Source organism: Streptomyces fodineus, from assembly GCF_001735805.1.
Taxonomy (GTDB): Bacteria; Actinomycetota; Actinomycetes; order Streptomycetales; family Streptomycetaceae; genus Streptomyces; species Streptomyces fodineus.
The window spans coordinates 96,267-116,714 of sequence record NZ_CP017248.1; the positions used below are offsets into that span (position 1 = coordinate 96,267).

Here is a 20,448-nt window from a genome sequence, read left to right on the forward strand (position 1 = left end):
GTTCTCGTTGACGGAGGCGGGTGCCGTCCCACCGTTGGCGCGGAGCCCCGGATGGCTGACGCCGTGCTCGACGGCCCCTCGCAGCCACTCCTCTCCTTCGCTGGGCGAGTGGACTGTGCCGGCACCCCGCGGACTGGTACACGGAGCGGCTGGGGCTACACGGCTCCAACTCGCAGACCCCCCGCACGGTGAATCGGACTACTATCGGCGGTCGTAGGAAACGGAGGCGGCCATGGGACCCGAGATCGCCGACCTCGCCAGGACGGCGGGGACAACGATGGTGACACTGATGGCCGGGCAGGCCTGGGAGGCGGCCCGCGAGGGTCTGGTCTCCCTCTGGCGGCGCTTCCAGCCGGAGCGCGCCGAGGCCGTCGCCGGTGAACTGGACGCCGCCCGTGACGACCTGTTGCTCGCGCAGCGGTCGGGTGACACCGACACGGAGGCCGAACTGACCGCCGAGTGGCAGGCGAGGGTGCGCCGCCTGCTGGCCGCCCGTCCCGAGGTCGCCGAGGAACTGCGTCGGGTTTTGGCGGAGCTGGCCCCGCAGCTCCCGGACCAGCGAGCCTCGGCCGGCATCCGGCTGAACGCCGACGTCTCCGGCAGCGGGCGGGTCTACCAAGCCGGACGCGACCAGCACATCACCGAGCGATGAGCGAACTCGGCGCCCGGGCGTCGGGACAGGGGCGGATCTTCCAGACGACCGGGGATCAGTACGTCCAGGAGCATCACCATCACTACAGCGCCGACACCGTTCCGCTCTTCGCAGGCGAGGCCGGCCCGTACGCCGGCGGATCCAGGCCGGCTGCCCCCGACTCCGTCCGCATTCCGCTGATCGGACGCCCGCCCAGGCTGCTGCGCGACCGGGCAGAACTCTGCCAGGCGCTGGGCACGGCCGTGGCCGGCCACGGCGGTGAGATCCACGTCGTGCACGGCATGGGCGGCTGTGGCAAGACCGCGCTGGCGTACTGGCTGTTCACCGAGGCCGTACGCGAACACAGGCGTGTCGGGTTCTGGGTGAACGCCTCTGAGCGGATGTCCCTGCGCGCCGGGATGCTGGCTGTGGCCGGGGACCGGGGCGCGTCGAGCGGGGAGCTGGCGGCCGCGGCCGCGGGGCAGCGGGCGGCGGCTGACCTGGCCTGGCACTACCTCGGGGGTTCTGCCGAACCGTGGCTGCTGGTCCTCGACAACGCCGACGACCCCTCGATCCTCGAGGACGGCGCCTGGCTGCGTGCCAGTGGGCGAGGCATCGTCCTGGTCACTACCCGGCATGCCACGTCACCGCTGTGGCACGCGCCTGGCACCCACCGCCATGCCCTCGGCGTGTTACCGCTGGACGACGCCGCCCAGGTCCTGTGCGACCTGGCGCCGGAGGCGGGGGACCTGCGGTCGGCGCGGAAGGTGGCCGCCCGCCTGGACGGCCTGCCGCTCGCGCTCACCCTGGCCGGTTCTCATCTCTCCCGCCAACTCCTGGAGTCGTGGTCCATGGACGAGTACGCGCGCAAACCGGACGAGGAGTCGACAACCATCGTCGACCGTGGCGCCGGCGGGTACGGCGGCACCCAGTCGCGCCATCTGGTCGGCGGCACCTGGCAGTTGTCCCTGGACGCGCTGGCGGGACAAGGACTGCCGGAGGCGACGACCGTGTTGCGTCTGCTGTCGTTCCTGGCGGCTGATCCGGTGCCGTTGAGCCTGCTGGCGCCGCTGGCCCGAGCGGAGATCGCGGTCGCCGGGCTCGAGCCGGAGCTGTCCCCGGAGCGTCTGGAGGCCGCACTGCGCGGCCTCCTCGACCACTCGCTGGCCGAGCTGGTCGAGACGGACGGGGTGCGCTGCGTCAAGGCGCACGGGGTGCTGCTGGACAGCGTGGCCTCGGGGACTTCCCACCGGCAGCGCAGCGTCCTCGGTGAGGTGGCCGTACGGCTGCTGGAGGAGGCGCTGCCCGAGCGGGGCACGCAGACGCCCCTGGCGCGCCGCGCGCTCGTCCTGCTGGCCCCGCACGGTTCGCGTCTGCTGGAGACGGCACCGGGCGAACGGTCGGCAGCCCTTGGCGTGCGGCTGGTGCGGCAGGTGTACGAGACTGCGGACTACGGCGTGGCCATGGTGCTCTCCCGGGCCGTCGCCGACCGGGCAGGGGCACTGCTGGGCGAGGACCATCCGGTGACGCTCGACGCCCGGGACGTGGTGGGCAGGGCGCTGTTCCGCATGGGCCACTACGAGGAGTCGGAGGCCGTGCACCGGCAGGTGCTCGCCCGTCGGCAGGCCATGCTCGGACCCGACCACCCGGACACCCTGCGCAGCTGTGCCGGCCTGCACCGGCCGCTCGACCTGCTGGACCGGGACGAGGAGGCCGAACACTGGCTGCGTCGCGCGATCGAGGGCATGCGCCGGGTGCTCGGCGACGATTCCCCCGAGACGCTGTACACCTGGACGTCCCTGCCCGAGGTCCTGTCGCAGCTCGGCAAGGAGCGGGAATGCGACGCAGAGCTGGCGCTGCTGATCCCGGCGTGCGAGCGGGCCCTGCCTGCGGCCCATCCCACGCTGGTCATGGCCCACCACATGCAGGCCTACGCGCTGTGGCAGTTCGGGCGGTTCGCCGAGGCGGAACCCGTGGCGCGCCGGGTGCTGGAGGACCGCATGCGCATCCTCGGGCCGGACAACCGTTTCACGTTCGCCGCACGGGGGCTGCTCGCCGAGATCGTGTACGGACTGGGCCACCGAGGCGAAGCGATGGAACTGATGACCCGGGTGGTCGAAGAACACGAACGCGTGCTCGGTCCCGAGCACCCCTCCGTCAGCCACTACAGCGCTGCACTGGCCCGTTACCGGACCGAAGACGCCACCCCCTGAATGCCCACCGTATTCTCCAACTCGGGGAGGTTGTCGTACGCGCCGACCTGGCGCCGGAACTTGTCGTGCCCACACGCTGCGCTGCTGAGCGTTCAGAGGCCGAAGCCGGCTCTCACCGGATGACCCTGCCGGGTGAGGCCTCCGCCGGGCAGCCATCGGCGCTGGGCCGCTGCCATCGGGAGAAGTCTCCCCTGGGGGCGATGAGTCACGGCCCCGGCGCCGGTATGTATCGTGGAGCCGCACACGACCCCCGGCGCGGTGCCGTCACTGTCAACACGAAGCGTCACCGCCGGATGTGAGACAGGGCCGAAGACCGTACAGACCCCCGAGCGGGTGCCTTCCGGCGTGCCGGAGGGTGACCTATCGAGTCCGTCCGCAGGTGCCTTCTAGCCTCGTCGGCATGCTGGGGCTTCCTGCACATGTCCGTGCCTGCCTGTTCGACCTCGACGGGGTGCTCACCCAGACCGCGAAGGTGCACGCGGCTGCCTGGAAGGAAATGTTCGACGGGTATCTCCGCGAACGCGCGACGCGCGAGGGGACCGAGTTCGTGCCGTTCGACGCGGTCGGCGACTACGACGAGTATGTGGACGGCCGTCCCCGTGAGGACGGCGTGCGTACGTTCCTCGCCGCACGCGGGGTGCGCCTGCCCGAGGGATCACCGGACGACCCGCCGGAGGCGGAGACGGTGAACGGTCTGGGCAACCGGAAGAACAGACTGGTCCTGCGGCGGATCCGCGAGGAGGGCGTGGAACCCTACGACGGCTCGGTCCGCTTCGTGCACGCGGCGCGGGCGGCGGGCCTGCGCTGCGCGGTGGTGTCGTCGAGCGCGAACACACGGGACGTCCTGCGAGCGGCCGGCATCGAGGACCTGTTCGACGAGCGGGTCGACGGGGTGGTCGCCCACGAGCGCCGGCTGCGGGGCAAGCCCGCCCCGGACACCTACCTGGAGGCCGCCCGAGGGCTGGAAACGGATCCTGGGCAGGCCGCGGTGTTCGAAGACGCCCTCGCCGGCGTCGAGGCCGGGCGGGCGGGACGGTTCGGCGTGGTCGTGGGCGTCGACCGGGTCGGCCAGGCGGAACAACTGCGCGCCCATGGTGCCGATGTGGTGGTCCGTGACCTGGCGGAGCTTCTGGAGGAACGGTGATCACCCATCCCAGCTTCACGGTCGAGCCGTGGTGTCTGCGCGAGACCGAGCTGAACCTGGACGTGCTCGCGCAGAGCGAATCGGTCTTCGCCCTCTCCAACGGGCACGTCGGGTGGCGCGGCAACCTCGAGGAGGGAGAGCCCCACGGACTGCCCGGCGCATACCTCAACGGCGTGCACGAACGGCATCCGCTGCCCTACGCCGAAGCGGGCTACGGGTATCCCGAGTCCGGCCAGACGATGATCAACGTCACCGACGGCAAGATCTTCCGTCTGCTGGTCGACGATCACCCGTACGATCTGCGCTACGGCCGACTGGTCGCGCACGAGCGGGTGCTGAACTTCCGCTCGGGCATCCTCAGCCGCACCGCACGATGGACCTCACCCGGCGGTCGTACGGTGCGGATCTCCTCGCGGCGGCTCGTGTCCTTCACGCAGCGCTCGGTGGCCGCGGTGGTCTACGAAGTGGAGCCGGTCGACGGACCGACCACGGTGGCCGTGCAGTCCGAGCTCGTCGCCAACGCGCAACTGCCGCGATTCCAGGGCGATCCGCGCGTGGCCGCGGCCATCGAGTCACCGCTGCTGACCGAGGAGTATTTCGCGCAGGACACCCGGCTGCGGCTGGTGCACTGCACCGACCGCAGCGCGCTGCGGGTGGCCGCAGCGGCGGACCATCTCGTCAAAGGGCCGCAGACCACCCGCTGGACGGCGCAGTGCGAGGCTGACGTCAGCCGCCTGACGGTGACCGCGGACCTGGTGCCCGGGCAACCGCTCCGGCTGGTCAAGTTCGTGGCCTACGGCTGGTCGGGGGAGCGTTCGCTGCCGGCCGTGCACGATCAGGTGGACGCGGCGGTGGCGGCCGCGGTCAGCACCGGCTGGGACGGTCTGGCCGCGGCACAGCGGGCGTACCTGGATCGCTTCTGGGCGGGCGCGGACGTCGAGGTCGAGGGCAGCGCGCGCATCCAGCAGGCGGTGCGGTTCGCCCTCTTCCATGTGCTCCAGGCGGCGGCCCGGGGCGAGAGCCGGGCGATTCCCGCCAAGGGCCTGACCGGAACCGGGTACGACGGTCACTGCTTCTGGGACACCGAGTCCTGCGTGCTGCCGGTGCTGACGTTCACCGCGCCGGAGGCCGTCGCATCGGCACTGCGGGCGCGTCACCGGATGCTGCCGGCGGCGCGGGAGCGCGCGCGTCAGCTCGGGCTCGCGGGCGCGGCGTTTCCCTGGCGCACCATCGACGGTGCCGAGTGTTCGGCCTACTGGCCGGCCGGGACGGCCGCCTTCCACATCAACGCGGCCATCGCGGTGGCCGCCGACCGGTACGTGATGGTTACCGGGGACGAGGACTTCGAACGCGGTGAGGGCCTCGAACTCCTCGTGGAAACGGCCCGGCTGTGGCGCTCGCTCGGACACCACGACGCGGAAGGCGTCTTCCACATCGACGGGGTCACGGGCTCCGACGAGTACAGCGCGATCACCCGCGACAACCTGTACACCAACCTGATGGCGCGACAGAACCTCATCTCGGCCGCGGACGCCGCCGTGCGTCATCCGGAACGCGCCGCGACACTCGGTGTCGACGACGAGGAGACTGCCGCGTGGCGGGATGCCGCGGCCCGCATGGCGATGCCGTACAACGACACGCTCGGCGTGCACGAGCAGTCGGCCGGTTTCACGAGTCTCCAGCGCTGGGACTTCGAGGCGACCCCGCCGGAGAACTACCCGCTCCTGCTGCATTACCCCTACTTCGACCTGTACCGCAAGCAGGTCGTGAAGCAGGCCGATCTGGTGCTGGCGATGATGGAGTGCCCGGATGCCTTCTCCGACGATCAGAAGGCCCGAAACTTCGCCTACTACGAGGCGCTGACGGTCCGTGACTCCTCCCTGTCGGCGTGCTTCCAGGCGGTACTCGCCGCCGAGACCGGGCACCTGCGCCTGGCCTACGCCTATCTCGGCGAGGCAGCGCTGATGGACCTGGAGGATCTGGAGCACAACACCCGGGACGGGCTCCACATCGCCTCCCTCGCCGGTACGTGGATCGCGCTGGTCGCCGGTCTCGGAGGCTTGCGCCGGTACGGCGGTGACGATGGGCGGCAGGCCCTGCTGGCGTTCGCACCGCGCCTGCCGGAGGCGCTGTCCAGGGTGGCTTTCACGCTGCTGGTACGCGGACGCAGGCTGAAGGTGGACATCGGTCCGTCCCAGGTGCGGTATCGCCTGGTGGAGGGCGAACCCCTGGTCGTGCTGCATCACGGACAGCCGACGTCCCTGACCCCGGACGCGCCGGTGGACCGCCCGGTGCCGCCCGCACCCGTGCTGCCCGAGCCGCAACAGCCCCCGGGCCGCCGCCCGGTGGGCCTGCCCATCGAGGAGGAGGACCTGGCGGCGACACCGGAGTAGCGCGCAAGAGCCGCACCACATGCGACGCTGAGGAAGGCCTCGTGGATGTCGTCGCGTATCTCCCGGCGGATCCGCAGACGGCGGAACCAGCGCAGGTGGGGGAACGCGGGCTCCGCGACCAGCGTCGGAGTCGACGGCGAGCCGCTCCACGAGGTCGGCGGGCAACGACGGGTTCTCGGCGAGGGCCGCCAGGTGCGTCCGCTCGGCGACGCACCGCTCGGCGTCGGTGCGGGCGAGGAGCCCTCGGCTCAGCGCCTCGGCGGCGGACTTCGGATCGCGGAGGAGTTCGGCGGTGACGCGTGCGTCCCGCCGGCACTCCCACAGTGCGGCGGCCCGCCGCACCTCGGGGTCAGGGGCGGCCAGCAGCGCCGACCGCTCGCCCGGCGGCAGAATCTCCCATGCACGCACCGCTTTCCGGCGCGCTGCCGAACTGTGATGAGTGGCCATCGAGGCCACGAACGACGGCGCCAAATGAGGCGAGTCCAGCAGTGCCGCCCGGACAGAAGGGGCGGGGTCGTCGGGCAGGCGGACGCACGCGGCGTCCGGGAGCGGCGCGACCTTTGTTCGCGGGTGGTACACCTCGGGTCCGTATGCAAGAGCAGCCCGCACCTTGGGAGAAGGATCGTCCACGAGCCGGGCCCGCTGTGCAGGCTCCGCCCTGGCGCTCATGGCAAAGTCGATCCAGACGCCCGGGTTCGGGTGGGCAAGAATCACCGCAACCGGGCGTCTCAGGGCGGACGGTCACCGCCCCCGTCGAAGGCGAGCAGGCGCAGTAGCAGCGGTGTCGGCAGCGACGGATTGCGGGCGACTCCGTCCAGCACGGATGCGTGAAACGCCACCATGATTCCCCCACTCCTGTCTCTGCCCCGACTCCCGGGTCTTCAGTCGCTGCAGTCGTCGGGCAGCTGCTGCTGTTGCCGGTCCCAGGCGATGACCCGGTACCAGCCGTCCCCGAACGGCGCGAAGAAGGTGAAGCCGTGCTGGTTCGAGGCGAAATTGAAAGCTTCGTCAGGGACGCGTTCAAGCAGTACATCGGCCAGCATCACGGAGCGGATGGCCGACTTGCCGGGGAACGGCATGCCCAGGCTCTGCCGGACGGTGGTGCTCGCTCCGTCGGTGCCGACCAGGTAGCGCGCTCGAAGTGTGGCCGTGGCACCGTCCGGATGGTTTGTTTCCGCGTCCACGCCGCCCGGGTCCTGCCGTATCCCTGTCACCCGGGTCCCCCGCACTATCGTTGCCCCCGCTTCCTCGGCCCGGCGCAGCAGAAGGCGCTCCACCTGCCGTTGGGGGACGATCAGCAGGAACGGAAAGCGTGTGCGAAGGCCGGAGAAGTCGATGCTGATGCGGCCGAACGGATGCAGCGCCCGGACCGGTGAGCCGAGAGCGAGTAGTTCGTCGGCCAGGCCCCGGGCGTCGAGTTCCTCCATGGTTCGTGCGTGGATGCTGAAGGCGCGGCTCAGGTTGGATTCGTGATCGCACCGCTCCACGAGCGTGACGTTGCCCCCGGAGTCGGCGAGGTCGCCCGCCAGCAGAAGCCCGGTTGGCCCGGCCCCGATTACCAGAACATCCACCGCTGATGCCACGTCTTGGTCGGAATAGCCTCGAACTGACCCGCTGTTAGCATCGATATTTGTCAGTATCAGCTCCGCTTGTCGGACTCGCTAGTTGAGCCGGCGAACCGCGCACCTGACCGTTTGCCATCCGAGGACCTCAACATTCCGCCGACCCGAAGCGTCCTCTCGGCACCGCATGGATAGGAACGGTGGCCGATCGCGTGCGAGCTGGTTGTTCCCGGTACCATCGGAAATCCCGCTCTTAGGGTCACAACTCGGTGAGTCCGAGTTGGCGCAGCATGCCGAGTTCGTCGCTGCTGCCCCAGCGTTCGACGAGCTTTCCGTCGCTGTCGAAGCGGCTGATCTGCATGCCCCGGTAGCTTGCCTTCCTGCCGGTCGCCGGCCGTCCCATCAGCGGCCCCAGATGCGTTCCGGTGATGGTGTAGGCAAAGGCCAACTCGTCGTCGGTGGCCACCAGATGCTCCACCGCGACGTGCAGGTCGGGAAAGGCTGCCCGCAGATCGGCGAACATGGCCTTGTACCCTTCGGGCCCCGGCAGCTGCCCTGGGGCTGGATCATGGTCGATCGAGTCGGGTGCGACGATCACGTCGAGGGCCGCGAGGTCGCCGGTGATGACCGCCTCTGCGAAAGCGGTCTGTGCGGCGATGTTCGTTTGCTGAGACATGGGCACTCCTCGGGCTCGCGCCTGCCAGTGGTCTGTCGCCGGCCGCGTGAACGCGGGAAGACCGGTGAAACGACACCTGGTCGGTCAGCCGCGTGCGAATTCAAGGAGGTCGTTGTTGAACCGTCCCGCGAACTCCGGCACCATCGACAGGCCGTGCGGAGCACCGGAATAGACCTTGAAGGTCACGTCCTTGACCAGTTGCGACGATTTTTTCGCGGATGCCACGATGGGAACGATCTGGTCGTCGTCGCCGTGAATGATCAGCGTGGGGATGTCGAACTCCTTGAGGTCCCCCGTGAGGTCAGTCTCAGAGAACGCTTTGACGCAGTCGTAGGCGCTCTTGACGCCTACCGTCATGCTCCAGAGCCAGAACTCGTCACGGGTCCCCTGCGACACGGTCGAACCTTCGCGGTTGGCACCGTAGAACGGAGCGCTGAGATCCTTGTAGTACTGGGACCGGTCCGTCAGCACACCTTGCCGGATCTCGTCGAAGACCTCGATCGGAAGCCCCTCCGGGTTCGCTTCCGTCCTGAGCATCAACGGAGGGATCGCCCCGAGCAGAACCACCTTGGCCACACGCCTCGAGCCGTGCCGGCCGATGTAGCGCGTCACCTCTCCGCCGCCCGTCGAATGACCGACCAGGATGGCGTCCTGGAGATCAAGGTTCTCCAGGACCGATGCCAGGTCGTCGGCATACGTGTCCAGGTCGTTGCCCATCCACGGCTGGTCGGACCGCCCGCCTCCACGTCGGTCGTGGGCCACGGCCCGGAAACCGTTGTCCGCCATCAGCTTCAACTGCGGATCCCACGCATCCGCGATCAGTGGCCAGCCGTGGGAAAACACCACCGGCTGACCCGCCCCCCAGTCCTTGAAGTAGATCTGTGTGCCGTCCTTGGCAGCGGCAAAGGCCATGATCGCCTCGCTAGCACTTGTTCGGAACTCCACCCTTCACGGCCATTCAGCGCCCGAGCCGGGCATGTGAATACCACGTCCGACCAGCAGTGAACGCCCGCGAGGGCGAGGGCGATACTGGTGAAGGCAGCCGTTCCGTACAGTCTCTTCCCCACGCTACTCGGGACGCCCCACTTCAGCACGCCGGGGCAGACCACCGTGAGCACACACCCGTGGCTAGTATCGAAAGGCGCATGGAGTCCGGCACCAATAAGGGCCCAGGGTGGGTATCAGGAGACAGGCCACGACAGCATGACTCGGCCCGTCTCCAACACCGTGTCCTACATGGTCAGTTGGTCGTTGGTTGGGTCATGGGGAGTGGGCGGTGGGGATGGATCGTGCCGGAGGGGCTCTGGGAGATCGCCAGACCTTTGCTGCCGCCGGCGCGGGTGCGGCCGCAGGGTGGCGGGGTGGCCAACATCGATGACGAGGCGGTGTTCGCGGCGATCGTCTACGTGCTGGTCAGCGGCTGTGCCTGGCGGGCTCTGCCGCCCTGTTTCGGGGCATCGAAGTCAACGGTGCACCGACGGTTCCTGATCTGGTCCCGGGCGGGCGTCTGGGGACGGCTGCACCGGAAGGTGCTTGAGATGCTCGCCGGCCAGGGCCTGGTCGACCTGTCCCGGGCGGTACTCGACTCCGCTCACGTCCGCGCCAAAAAAGGGGCGAACTTGCAGGTCCGTCGCCCGTGGACCGGGGCAGGCCGGGTTCCAAGATGCACGTCCTGTCCGACGCCCTTCGCGTCGGAGTATCCGCCGCCAACACCCACGACAGCCTCGGGCTGAAGCCGACGGTCGCCCATTTCCACATAGGACACGAATCCCACGGTGACCATTCCAAGCTCCAGCGACTGCACGCCGACAAAGCTTACGACCTTCCTGACCTGCGGCAATGGCTGCACAGCCACGACATCGGCGTCCGTATCGCCCGTAAGGGAATCGACTCAAGCGAACGGTTGGGCCGTTGTCGGTGGGTCATCGAGCGCACGATCTCCTGGCTGACTGGCTACCGGCGTCTGTCACCCCGCTACGAGCGGCATCCCCGCAACTACCTGGCCTTTCTCGGCCTCGCCGCCGCCCTCTGCTGCTACAAACGCCTCCTCAAACTGACCATGTAGGACACGGTGTTAGTCCGGAAAAGAGAGGCGGTGCACCACTTATTCTCTGCCTTGGGCCCGGGGCGGGCGGGGCGTTCGCCGCTTCGGTCGCCGGGGCGACGGCCACCAGCTGTCTGCGCCCCGCGCGGGTCCGTCCCCGGCTGTACCGGCTGACCGCACGAGGCGGCCCAGCGGACGGGCGCGGCGCGACAGAGTCCCGAGCAGTGCGGCGCTGCCCACTAGCCGGGGCCCTTCACGCTAGCGCGTGTATCGAAAGCGCGGACGGGCCGGGCGGGGTGATGCCCCGGTCCGGCCCGTCCGGTCTCTGCTAAAGGTCGAGCTGATGCTGGTGTGTCGTGTGCGTGGGTGTGTAGCCGAGACCGTCGTTGATCTGTCTCATGTGCGTGTTGCTGTCGGCGGTGTCGGTCAGGAGGCCACCGAGGTCCGGATAGTCCCTATGGGCTTGTCGGATCGACTCGGCCTTCATCCATCGGCCGAGGCCGTGTCCACGGTGCTCGGGCAGCACACCGGTGCCGTAGTGTTGGCCGTCACCTGTGCCGCTGCCGGGGATGACGAGTTCGGTGAACCCGGCGATCGAGCCGTTGGAGGCGTCGATGGCGACGACGGTGTGCAGGTGGTCGCCGCGCTGTTCGACGGCCTTCGCCGCGGCCCGCACGCGGTCCACGTCCCAGGTCACGGTGCCGTAGTCGGTGTCGTCCATGGGCATGTCGTCCATGGCGCGGCGTGAGGCGGCGAACGTCTGGGCGAGGTCGTCGGGGACGGTTCCCTGCCATGACATCAGCCGGTAGCCGGGATGCGGACGCTCGATGATCTCGGCGAGGACGGCGGTATCCACGTCAGCCAGTGGCAAGCGGGTGAACCTCAAGGTGAGGACCTTCCGGAAACCGCGTGCTGCCAGGAAGTGGTCGCCGGGCGATCCGGCTTCTGCCTGCGCGACAACGCAGCGTCGGGCGTTGTCCCGGGCGGTGGCTACCGCGGTGTTGAGGAGCCGGGAGCCGACGCCCTTGCGGCGCTCTGCGGGATGAACACGGAGGTCGAGCTCGGCCAGGTGCTCTTGTCCGCCATCGAACAGGCGCAGAAAGGCCGTCCCGGCAGGGATGGAATCCGCGTCCGACGCCAACCAGGCAAGACGCCGGCCGTGCGGCCCGTGAGCGGGGTCGGTCAGTGGGGTGATGCGAAGGGACAAGGTGTCTCCGTCGTGAGGAGGTGGCAAAGGTCAGTACGCGAGCTCAACTCCTGGGCACTCCTGCGCATGTGCTCCACACCTCCTCGTCGACAGCGCCGACCTGCACCCATGCAGGCGGCTGGGTGAAACTAGCTGGCCGATTGGCTCCTGGGCAACGGGTTATCGAAAAGGCGGTGCGCGTGTGTGGTCACAGCCACTCGTTGATGGCCGCGACGAGGACGGTCGCCTCATAGCGGACCGCGAGCTTGATGCCCCTATGGATGTCAAGCTGCCAGGGCCTGGTCGCGGGGCCGAGCATGGGCTCGAATGGTGATCGTGTAGAGCTCTCGGGTGACGTAGCGTTTCAGGCAGCGGATGGCTTCGCGTCGGGTCTTGCCTTCGGCGATGCGTCGCTCGACGTAGCTGCGGCTGCGTGTCTCCCAGCGGAGTCGGGCAAGGGCGATCGTGTAGAGAGCCGAGTTGGCTTGACGGTCGCCGCCTCGATTGAGCCTTCTGCGCTGTGTCTTGCCCAAGGAGGCTTCGACTGGGCTCACCCCGCAGAGCGAGGCAAACGAAGCTTCGCTGTGGAGTCGTTCAGGATTGTCGCCTGTGGCGATGAATAGCGCCGCGGCGGTGTCCGGACCCACGCCGTAGCAGGCAAGCAGCTGCGGAATGTGCTGCATGATCACGTCGGTCATCTGCTGCTTGAGAGCGGCGATCTCATCACAGAGTTCCTCGACTCGACGGGCGAGCAGCCGCAGGGTGAAGACCGCGACCGCCGTTGCCGTGCCAGCCGCAGCATCCCGAACGCCGAGCTGAAGGTGTACGAGGGCAGCTCCCACGGCATCGCGATGGTGCCGGGCGACAAGGAGAGGTTCAACCGGGACCTGCTGGAATTCCTCAACAAGTAGAAGCCGACCCTGCCAGCCGCAAGTTCTTGCTCGCCTTCGCCCAGGACGACGAAGGAACGCCCGCGCGTTCGGACTCGGGCCGACCGACATCGAGCAGTTCCTGCACAGCGGCCTCACCCTGCGCCCCGACACCGCGGTGCCGGATCCTTTGCCGGTAACGATCGCCTCGTAGCCCCGGCATCCTGACCGTGGTCGATTGCGTTGCGCAGGAGGATGGCCGCGCCGTCGGCGGCTTCAGCATGGCTGACGACCACCTCACCGGAGAGGTCCAAGCCGCTGCTGGGCTGCGGCTCTTCGGAGTGACGGTCGTTGATCTCTTTGAGGGCGTCCCATACCTCGCCACCGGTCGACCGCTATGCGGGATCCTTGGCCAGAAGACGGCTGACGAACGGCGGTGAGACCCCCTGCAGAACTGCGGGTCGGCGCGCAGATTGCGCAACCGGTGCAGTCAGCCTCACGAGCGGGGGTCAGCCCCTCGCCGACGGAATTCGGGGTGCCGCGGGAGTCGGCTGGCTTGCCGTGGCGCATCCGGACGGTAGCGATCACGGGCCGGGAGGTGGGGGTGCGGTTTTCGTGCCCCGCCCGGGCCGACGACCGCCCCCGGCATGGCGTCAGCCCAGCGGGTTGGTCGTGTCGCAGAGCGTGGTGAGGACAGGGGCGTACATGCGCGACTTGATGGTTCCGAGGCTGTCGCCAGCCTTGCTCGCGTGAGCCTGGGCGAGTTCGAGGGCGGTAGTGCGCAGGGCGCCCTCGTCCACGGCCTGATCGACGATTCCGGCGGTGGCGGCTTCCCGGCCGCCGAAACGGCGGGCGGAGACCATGGCCTGGTGGGCCGTCTGCGGGGTCAGCCGGGACTGGATGAGGGCGGACATGCCGGGAGTGAAGGGGATGTTGATCTCCGCCTCGGGCAGGCACCAGAAGCCCCGGTCGGCGCGCATCAGACGGGGCGCAGCCGGCCACCGAGTCGAGGAGCGTGGCATAGACGCCGCCGTGGACGCTGCCGATCGGGTTGTAGTGTTCCTCGCCCGGCACCAGGACGAAGAACTCCTAACAGAATGGCTCGGGGATGGGGTGAGCCGGGTGGCGGTCACTCAACACCGTTGCCACGGTGGACGGCTGCCGCCCTCCGATCCGGCCAAAGGGAGGACCTGGCTGCCCAGGCCCGGCTTGCCCTCAGTCGGCTGTGGCCCGAAGCGCCTAGGCTGTCACCGCTACGGAAGGGCGGTGCCATGAATGCTGACTCCCGGACCAGGGCCGCTGTCGAGGAGCATTGGCGGGCCTCGGAACGCGGGGACACCGAAGCCGAGCACGCCATCTACGCCACGGACGCGATCCTGGACTACCCGCAGTCAGGCGAGCGGTTCCGGGGCCGAGCGGCGATCTCGGCACAACGCGGCGGGCACCCGGCCGACCGACACTTCACCGTCCAGCGGATCACCGGCCATGCGAATCTGTGGGTGAGCGAATGCCTCATCACCTACGACGGTGTGCCTTCGTACTCGGTGAGCATCATGGAATTCGCTGACCAACACGTGATGCACGAGACGCAGTACTTCGCCGACCCCTTCGACGCGCCGGCCTGGCGGGCCGCGCTCGCGGAGCGGATGCCGGGCCGGACCATCGCCGGAGCCTGATTCTTGGCCTTGCTCGGGTCGGCCGGGTGACGAGCCTGTCACTTTGTTGAAGTTCCAAGCGCTCCTATTGCAAGGGCTTCAAGCGCCTCCAGCAGATGAGCGCGCATGCGAGGGTGAGGAAGGCTTCGTGGATGTCGTCGCGGATCTCCCAGCGGATCCGCAGGCGACGGAACCAGTGCAGGTGGGCGAACGCACGCTCCACGACCCAGCGTTGAGTGCCGAGTCCGGAACCGTGCTCGGTGCCGCGCCGGGCGATCAGTGGCTTCACGCCGAGGTCCCAAACCAGCCGGCGGTACTTGTCGTGGTCCTAGTGTGATGCGCCTGAAATCGCAGGCTTAAGTCTGTAGCCTGTTTTCATGTCTCGGGGTCCTCGTGCCGTCGAAGTTGTGCTGTCCGATGAGGAGCGCGCCGAGTTGTTGCGCTGGGCGGGCGGGGCAGTGGCGCCCCGTCTCGCCGAGCGGGCACGCATCGTCTTGGCGTGTGCGGATGGGAAGCCGAATACGCGTGTGGCGGCGGAGTTCAAGGTAACCGCGGACACGGTGAGGAAGTGGCGCTCGCGGTTTGCTGCCCGGCGGATGGCCGGGCTTGCGGATGAGCCGCGGCCGGGCCGACGCAAGTCGGAGCTGGTGCTCAGTGATGACGAACGGGCTCAGCTGACGCGTTGGGCGAGGCGCGCGAAGACCGCGCAGTTTTTGGCTCTGCGCGCGAGGATCGTGCTGCGGTGCGCGGAGGGCGGGACGAACAAGCAGGTGGCGGCCGAGCTCGGGGTGAGCGAGCAGTCGGTGAACCGCTGGCGGGCCCGGTTCGTCAAGCGGCGGCTGGACGGTCTGGTCGACGAGCCGCGGCCCGGCCGGCCGCCGTCCATCCTGCTCGACCAGGTCGAGGACGTGGTCGTCGCGACGCTGGAATCCGCCCCGGGCCAGGACACCCACTGGTCGCGGGCCTCCATGGCCGCCCGCACCGGGCTGTCGAAGTCCACCATCGGGCGGATCTGGAAGAAGTTCGACCTCAAGCCGCACCTGCAGGACGCCTTCAAGCTCTCCACCGACCCGCAGTTCGTCGCGAAGGTCGTCGACGTCGTCGGCCTATACCACAACCCGCCGGAGAAAGCCGTGGTGTTGTGCGTGGACGAGAAGAGCCAGATTCAGGCGCTGGACCGCTCGCAGCCGGTGCTGCCGATGATGCCGGGCATGCCCGAACGGCGCACCCACGACTACCTGCGACACGGCATCACCAGCCTGTTCGCCGCCTTCAACATCGCCGACGGCACTGTCATCGGTGAACTGCACCGCCGCCACCGGGCCGTCGAGTTCAAGAAGTTTCTGGTCACGATAGACAAGGCGGTTCCTGCCGGGCTCGATGTGCACCTGGTGTGTGACAACTACGCCACCCACAACACCCCCGAGATCAAGACCTGGCTCGGCAAGCACCCCCGCTTCCATGTCCACTTCACTCCGACCGGCTCTTCCTGGATCAACCAGGTCGAGCGGTGGTTCGGCCTGCTCACCGACAAGCTCATCCGCCGAGGCGTCCACACCTCGGTGAAGGCGCTGGAGGAGGACATCAGGGCCTGGATCGACTCATGGAACGAGAACCCCCGGCCCTTCACCTGGACCAAGACCGCCGACGAGATCCTCAAATCCCTCGCCGACTACCTCACCAAGCTCACTCCGCCAGCCACCGAAAATCAGCGAGAGACTTAAGCCTGTGATTTCAGGCGCATCACACTAGTGTGATGCGCCTGAAATCGCAGGCTTAAGTCTGTAGCCTGTTTTCATGTCTCGGGGTCCTCGTGCCGTCGAAGTTGTGCTGTCCGATGAGGAGCGCGCCGAGTTGTTGCGCTGGGCGGGCGGGGCAGTGGCGCCCCGTCTCGCCGAGCGGGCACGCATCGTCTTGGCGTGTGCGGATGGGAAGCCGAATACGCGTGTGGCGGCGGAGTTCAAGGTAACCGCGGACACGGTGAGGAAGTGGCGCTCGCGGTTTGCTGCCCGGCGGATGGCCGGGCTTGCGGATGAGCCGCGGCCGGGCCGACGCAAGTCGGAGCTGGTGCTCAGTGATGACGAACGGGCTCAGCTGACGCGTTGGGCGAGGCGCGCGAAGACCGCGCAGTTTTTGGCTCTGCGCGCGAGGATCGTGCTGCGGTGCGCGGAGGGCGGGACGAACAAGCAGGTGGCGGCCGAGCTCGGGGTGAGCGAGCAGTCGGTGAACCGCTGGCGGGCCCGGTTCGTCAAGCGGCGGCTGGACGGTCTGGTCGACGAGCCGCGGCCCGGCCGGCCGCCGTCCATCCTGCTCGACCAGGTCGAGGACGTGGTCGTCGCGACGCTGGAATCCGCCCCGGGCCAGGACACCCACTGGTCGCGGGCCTCCATGGCCGCCCGCACCGGGCTGTCGAAGTCCACCATCGGGCGGATCTGGAAGAAGTTCGACCTCAAGCCGCACCTGCAGGACGCCTTCAAGCTCTCCACCGACCCGCAGTTCGTCGCGAAGGTCGTCGACGTCGTCGGCCTGTACCACAACCCGCCGGAGAAAGCCGTGGTGTTGTGCGTGGACGAGAAGAGCCAGATTCAGGCGCTGGACCGCTCGCAGCCGGTGCTGCCGATGATGCCGGGCATGCCCGAACGGCGCACCCACGACTACCTGCGACACGGCATCACCAGCCTGTTCGCCGCCTTCAACATCGCCGACGGCACTGTCATCGGTGAACTGCACCGCCGCCACCGGGCCGTCGAGTTCAAGAAGTTTCTGGTCACGATAGACAAGGCGGTTCCTGCCGGGCTCGATGTGCACCTGGTGTGTGACAACTACGCCACCCACAACACCCCCGAGATCAAGACCTGGCTCGGCAAGCACCCCCGCTTCCATGTCCACTTCACTCCGACCGGCTCTTCCTGGATCAACCAGGTCGAGCGGTGGTTCGGCCTGCTCACCGACAAGCTCATCCGCCGAGGCGTCCACACCTCGGTGAAGGCGCTGGAGGAGGACATCAGGGCCTGGATCGACTCATGGAACGAGAACCCCCGGCCCTTCACCTGGACCAAGACCGCCGACGAGATCCTCAAATCCCTCGCCGACTACCTCACCAAGCTCACTCCGCCAGCCACCGAAAATCAGCGAGAGACTTAAGCCTGCGATTTCAGGCGCATCACACTAGCGTCGTAGGGCACAAGTAACCCCGGCGAGGCGGCGGAGCCTCCCGGGGCGTGGCCGACACTGCGAGGAGCGTCGACACCATGCACCGTACAGCCTGCGCGCCTACCGGGGAGCGACCAGCGCAGACAGGCCGCGAAGCGCTTGTCGAGGTCATGAACGCCTTCGAGGCGAAACCGTCGTACGCGGCCTACAAGGCGCTTATCCTCCACTACAGCGACTGCCCGCCTGTGCGGATGGCACCAACCCCTGCGCCGAGGGTGAGCCGCTGCGGCAGGCCTGGAGAGCGGTGCGCTGGTCATGACCGCCAAAGCCTTGGTCGACATCCCGGCCGATCTCTTGCCACTCATCCTGTTGCCGCCGCTGGAAGTCCTGCCGGACGCCCGGGCGCGCGGCGCCGAGTGCGTATGGGGCGGCGAGCCGTTGTCGACTGCGACGGCCATTGACCTCGGCGAGCGTAAGACCGACGGCGGCCACTGGTTCCCGCGCGCCTGCCGGACTTGCACGCGCCGTGCCGTGCTGGCGGCGCGCACCTCCCACCCTGGCATGTGTGAGCAGTGCACGGACGACGCCACACTCTGCGAGACCCGCCGCGCCCTGCACGTCCTCGCCTTGGAGCTACGTCGATGATCTGTGCGCGCAGCGATCGACCCAGGCGCGGGGGTCGGTCGCGTGCCAGCGTTCTGAGAGCACGGCAACCCATTGCGGCAATCGCAAACTTCCGCGATAGCCGCATCATGTATCCGATTGAAGAACTGGCCGCCCTGCGCCACCCCATGCCCAAACCGGGCACCGTCACCCCCGAGGACTGCTACGCCGATGTCTGCGAACAGGTCGAGGAGCAGCGCAAGAACGACGCTCTCGGCCTGGAGGCCGCGAGTCAGGAGTTCCAGACGGACCCGCTGCTGCCGGCGCTCGACGACCTGAAGGCACAGAAGGAGGCCGCAGATGCCCGGATCCGGCAACAGTTGGCCTGGGCAAGGGAGTTCCACGGCAGCCGCCCCTACGGACTGGAGGAACTCGCCCGCCACGCCGGGTACAGCCCTTCCGGGATCCGCACCGCCTATGGCGAGGCAGAGATCAGGCAGGTCGCCACGCAGATCGGCCGGGAGCCGAACCGGCCCCGCCGCGACACCGCCAGAGGCAGCCGGTGAACACGGCGGGCGACGCCGCGCCGCCCCTGCCGGGTCTTGCACTGCTGCCTCCCTACCAGCGGACGTCCGCAGACCTACATGAAAACGGACGCGGAACCCGCGTAGGTTCACACAGGCAAGTGGATTGATCCCAGGAACGGCCCTATCGGCGTATCTCCCGTCCGGACGCTGTCACCGGACAAGTGGAGCCGCGTATCACCCGCCAGCGCCCGGAAGCGGCGGCCACCGCAGAGAGTAGGCCCGAGGAAACCGAGTCTGGTACCTCCCGTAGGTGAACTCGGAGCGGTCGCATAACACAGCGGCTGGGCAGGCTTCCTGAGGCAGCGCCAAGTTCATCCGAGTCTGCTGAAGGCCCAGCGGAGCACTTCTGGTCAGGGTTTGCACGGCCTGTTCGTTGGAGGGCTGTGAGGGTGTGGACGGTGAGCCGGGCCCAGTCACAGGCAGTCCCGGGCAGGCGGCCGGGACTGCGCAGTGGGTGTCAGGCTGCTGGCGCCACACGAGTGGCGGGTGGAGCGAGGGCGGGAGCGCCGTCCGGGACGGGTACTGCGGCGAAGATCGCGTCCTGCTGGTCCTGCAGCTCCTTCTTGCGCTCGGGGCTGGTCGACGGCAGCCGCTGTTCCTCGTACAGCTTGTGCGTCTCCTCCTGGGCGAACTTGCTCGCCGGGGTGTGGAACTGCACCTCGAACAGCTGCCGCGAAACGGGCGCGCGCCAGCCCGTGTTGAGTCCCTTGTAGCCCTTTGCGCGGCCCCAGGTGTTGGACCACTTCGTGGTGTCGCTGCCCCTGGCGGACAGCACCTCCGAGGCGATGGTGACACCGGTGACGTAGCCGCCGTCGGGCCATTGGAGGGTGTAGCGCACCGCGTCACTCAGGCGCGCCAGGACGTCGTCGGTGTTGCGCTCTGGATGCTCCTTGAGGTCCGTGGCGACCTTCCGCTTGAGGGAGTCGGGGGACTTCAGGCGGTGGTCGAAGCCGACGAGCTCAGCCTGGCTGAGGTCGGCGGCAGCCCGTACATCGCGGCTGATCGACGGCTCCGCCGCGCGGGCACGGGCAAGGTACGCGTCGACCTTGCGGTTGTCCGCGGCGTTCAGGCACAGTCCGTCGCGCTCCCAGCCATCCGGGTCGTCGCCGCACTGCCTCGCACCGCCACCGCTGCGCATGGCGGTGGTGTGCTTGCCCGTCGTGTCGGAGGGGTCGGCGGCGTACGCGGTGAGCCCGGTAGTGGCGGTGGCCAGGGCGAGAGCGGCGGCCAGTACGGCGGCCGCCCGGCCCAGGTGGTGCGTGCTCATGCGGCGGGAGTGTCCCTTCTTGGCGCGTGGCACCGCCTGCACCGATGAACGGGGCGGGCGGGATCGTCGCCGGGGACAACGGGAGGAAGGACGGAGAAGTACCGCGAAGCAGACCCAGATGTGGGGCATTGGCGTGATGGCGCCGTCCGGCGGCGGAATCGTGCGGCGGTGCGGTGCTGTCAGCCAGCCTCCGAGCCGGTGATCGTCTCGGCGAACCTTGGACGCCCGAGCGCGGCAGCCGCGCTCCGACCGACCACGGACGGTAACTGTCAGCGGCCTGCGCCTCTTGTGTGATCCGGACGCCAGCGGTGAGGTGTGAGCCACGCCCTGCCGGTCCGCCGCGCCCGCTGTCCAGGGAAACGCGCATAGTTCACTCGATGGAGAGACGTTCCTGATCAGGGGCCATGTTGATCTTTAGGCTCGAGGCAGGCGTGTCCGTCAGGATCCGTCTCTGTCCGATTCTAG

At 68.5% G+C, this 20,448-nt stretch carries 15 protein-coding genes and 5 pseudogenes; 11 read left to right on the forward strand and 9 right to left on the reverse strand.

The genetic code is table 11. The features are described from left to right. Positions 1 to 232 precede the first annotated feature (232 nt). The 4 genes from BFF78_RS47570 (at position 233) to BFF78_RS00510 (ending at position 6,381) form a co-directional block, all read left to right on the forward strand. On the forward strand, positions 233 to 652 hold the full coding sequence (locus tag BFF78_RS47570) for a lysozyme family protein (protein ID WP_069776431.1): 420 nt from the start codon (positions 233 to 235) through the stop codon (positions 650 to 652). Then, entirely contained in the window at positions 649 to 2,844 is a 2,196-nt protein-coding gene (locus BFF78_RS00500) for a tetratricopeptide repeat protein (RefSeq protein WP_069776432.1), read from the forward strand. Before BFF78_RS47570 ends, BFF78_RS00500 begins: the two co-directional genes overlap by 4 nt. Before the next feature lie 400 nt (positions 2,845 to 3,244). Further along, the gene (locus BFF78_RS00505; protein ID WP_069776433.1) at positions 3,245 to 3,988 is read left to right on the forward strand and encodes an HAD family hydrolase; all 744 of its coding nucleotides are present in this window, start codon (positions 3,245 to 3,247) and stop codon (positions 3,986 to 3,988) included. After that, a complete protein-coding gene (locus BFF78_RS00510) occupies positions 3,985 to 6,381 on the forward strand; it encodes a glycoside hydrolase family 65 protein (protein ID WP_069776434.1) in 2,397 nt (798 codons plus the stop codon). The genes BFF78_RS00505 and BFF78_RS00510 overlap by 4 nt, the downstream gene beginning before the upstream one ends. Positions 6,382 to 7,262: 881 nt before the next feature. Here the strand turns inward: BFF78_RS00510 and BFF78_RS00520 are convergent. The 3 genes from BFF78_RS00520 to BFF78_RS00530 form a co-directional block, all read right to left on the reverse strand. Then, positions 7,263 to 7,952 (reverse strand): FAD-dependent monooxygenase, encoded by a 690-nt coding sequence (locus BFF78_RS00520; protein WP_069776435.1) that lies wholly within the window; start codon positions 7,950 to 7,952, stop codon positions 7,263 to 7,265. A 250-nt stretch (positions 7,953 to 8,202) separates the two neighbouring features. Next, positions 8,203 to 8,619, reverse strand: coding sequence for an ester cyclase (locus tag BFF78_RS00525; RefSeq protein WP_069776436.1), 417 nt, complete (start codon positions 8,617 to 8,619; stop codon positions 8,203 to 8,205). Between the two features lie 84 nt (positions 8,620 to 8,703). After that, complete coding sequence (locus tag BFF78_RS00530) at positions 8,704 to 9,531, reverse strand: alpha/beta fold hydrolase (protein ID WP_069776437.1); 828 nt, start codon at positions 9,529 to 9,531, stop codon at positions 8,704 to 8,706. Between the two features lie 350 nt (positions 9,532 to 9,881). Here BFF78_RS00530 and BFF78_RS44440 point away from each other — a divergent pair. Continuing rightward, a protein-coding gene (locus BFF78_RS44440; protein ID WP_193433386.1) for an IS5 family transposase occupies positions 9,882 to 10,684 on the forward strand; the annotation gives its coding sequence in 2 pieces (ribosomal slippage) (positions 9,882 to 10,230 and positions 10,230 to 10,684; 804 coding nt in all). Positions 10,685 to 10,991: 307 nt separating this feature from the next. Here BFF78_RS44440 and BFF78_RS00540 read toward each other — a convergent pair. Both BFF78_RS00540 and BFF78_RS45880 read right to left on the reverse strand, forming a co-directional pair. Further along, positions 10,992 to 11,870, reverse strand: coding sequence for a GNAT family N-acetyltransferase (locus BFF78_RS00540; RefSeq protein ID WP_069776439.1), 879 nt, complete (start codon positions 11,868 to 11,870; stop codon positions 10,992 to 10,994). Positions 11,871 to 12,133: 263 nt separating this feature from the next. Beyond that, positions 12,134 to 12,613 (reverse strand): annotated as a pseudogene (locus tag BFF78_RS45880) (transposase); the annotation flags it as partial. Positions 12,614 to 12,646: 33 nt separating this feature from the next. Between BFF78_RS45880 and BFF78_RS47575 the strand changes: the two are divergent. Further along, positions 12,647 to 12,760: pseudogene (locus BFF78_RS47575) on the forward strand (alpha/beta fold hydrolase); the annotation flags it as partial. Between the two features lie 611 nt (positions 12,761 to 13,371). On the opposite strand, the pseudogene BFF78_RS00555 reads toward BFF78_RS47575, so the two are convergent. Both BFF78_RS00555 and BFF78_RS47580 read right to left on the reverse strand, forming a co-directional pair. Next, positions 13,372 to 13,704 (reverse strand): annotated as a pseudogene (locus BFF78_RS00555) (enoyl-CoA hydratase-related protein); the annotation flags it as partial. After that, positions 13,679 to 13,801 (reverse strand): annotated as a pseudogene (locus tag BFF78_RS47580) (PaaI family thioesterase); the annotation flags it as partial. The pseudogenes BFF78_RS00555 and BFF78_RS47580, both read right to left, overlap by 26 nt. 188 nt (positions 13,802 to 13,989) lie before the next feature. Here BFF78_RS47580 and BFF78_RS00560 point away from each other — a divergent pair. Continuing rightward, positions 13,990 to 14,394 carry a nuclear transport factor 2 family protein gene (locus tag BFF78_RS00560; RefSeq protein WP_069776442.1) on the forward strand — a complete coding sequence of 135 codons (405 nt, stop codon included), beginning with the start codon at positions 13,990 to 13,992 and terminating at the stop codon, positions 14,392 to 14,394. Positions 14,395 to 14,458: 64 nt separating this feature from the next. Here BFF78_RS00560 and BFF78_RS44445 read toward each other — a convergent pair. Beyond that, a pseudogene (locus BFF78_RS44445) lies at positions 14,459 to 14,701 on the reverse strand (transposase); the annotation flags it as partial. 49 nt (positions 14,702 to 14,750) lie between these two features. Here BFF78_RS44445 and BFF78_RS00570 point away from each other — a divergent pair. The 4 genes from BFF78_RS00570 to BFF78_RS00585 all read left to right on the forward strand — a co-directional run bounded on the left by BFF78_RS00570 (position 14,751) and on the right by BFF78_RS00585 (position 18,695). Beyond that, complete coding sequence (locus BFF78_RS00570) at positions 14,751 to 16,097, forward strand: IS630 family transposase (protein WP_079161050.1); 1,347 nt, start codon at positions 14,751 to 14,753, stop codon at positions 16,095 to 16,097. Between the two features lie 73 nt (positions 16,098 to 16,170). Beyond that, positions 16,171 to 17,517, forward strand: coding sequence for an IS630 family transposase (locus BFF78_RS00575; RefSeq protein ID WP_079161050.1), 1,347 nt, complete (start codon positions 16,171 to 16,173; stop codon positions 17,515 to 17,517). 324 nt (positions 17,518 to 17,841) lie between these two features. After that, the gene (locus tag BFF78_RS00580) at positions 17,842 to 18,171 is read left to right on the forward strand and encodes a hypothetical protein (RefSeq protein WP_069776444.1); all 330 of its coding nucleotides are present in this window, start codon (positions 17,842 to 17,844) and stop codon (positions 18,169 to 18,171) included. A 107-nt stretch (positions 18,172 to 18,278) separates the two neighbouring features. Next, entirely contained in the window at positions 18,279 to 18,695 is a 417-nt protein-coding gene (locus tag BFF78_RS00585; RefSeq protein WP_159032902.1) for a hypothetical protein, read from the forward strand. Positions 18,696 to 19,173: 478 nt separating this feature from the next. Here BFF78_RS00585 and BFF78_RS00590 read toward each other — a convergent pair whose 3' ends face one another. Continuing rightward, positions 19,174 to 19,983 carry an ATP nucleotide 3'-pyrophosphokinase gene (locus BFF78_RS00590; protein WP_069776446.1) on the reverse strand — a complete coding sequence of 270 codons (810 nt, stop codon included), beginning with the start codon at positions 19,981 to 19,983 and terminating at the stop codon, positions 19,174 to 19,176. Positions 19,984 to 20,448 lie beyond the last annotated feature (465 nt).

What these genes read in the sequence shown, in the direction of transcription:
- BFF78_RS47570 (WP_069776431.1), top strand. Translation starts at nt 233, where the DNA reads ATGGGACCCGAGATCGCCGACCTCGCCAGGACGGCGGGGACAACGATG.
- BFF78_RS00500 (WP_069776432.1), top strand. Translation starts at nt 649, where the DNA reads ATGAGCGAACTCGGCGCCCGGGCGTCGGGACAGGGGCGGATCTTCCAG.
- BFF78_RS00505 (WP_069776433.1), top strand. Translation starts at nt 3,245, where the DNA reads ATGCTGGGGCTTCCTGCACATGTCCGTGCCTGCCTGTTCGACCTCGAC.
- BFF78_RS00525 (WP_069776436.1), bottom strand. Translation starts at nt 8,619, where the DNA reads ATGTCTCAGCAAACGAACATCGCCGCACAGACCGCTTTCGCAGAGGCG.
- BFF78_RS00530 (WP_069776437.1), bottom strand. Translation starts at nt 9,531, where the DNA reads ATGGCCTTTGCCGCTGCCAAGGACGGCACACAGATCTACTTCAAGGAC.
- BFF78_RS00560 (WP_069776442.1), top strand. Translation starts at nt 13,990, where the DNA reads ATGAATGCTGACTCCCGGACCAGGGCCGCTGTCGAGGAGCATTGGCGG.
- BFF78_RS00570 (WP_079161050.1), top strand. Translation starts at nt 14,751, where the DNA reads ATGTCTCGGGGTCCTCGTGCCGTCGAAGTTGTGCTGTCCGATGAGGAG.
- BFF78_RS00575 (WP_079161050.1), top strand. Translation starts at nt 16,171, where the DNA reads ATGTCTCGGGGTCCTCGTGCCGTCGAAGTTGTGCTGTCCGATGAGGAG.
- BFF78_RS00580 (WP_069776444.1), top strand. Translation starts at nt 17,842, where the DNA reads ATGACCGCCAAAGCCTTGGTCGACATCCCGGCCGATCTCTTGCCACTC.
- BFF78_RS00585 (WP_159032902.1), top strand. Translation starts at nt 18,279, where the DNA reads ATGTATCCGATTGAAGAACTGGCCGCCCTGCGCCACCCCATGCCCAAA.
- BFF78_RS00590 (WP_069776446.1), bottom strand. Translation starts at nt 19,983, where the DNA reads ATGAGCACGCACCACCTGGGCCGGGCGGCCGCCGTACTGGCCGCCGCT.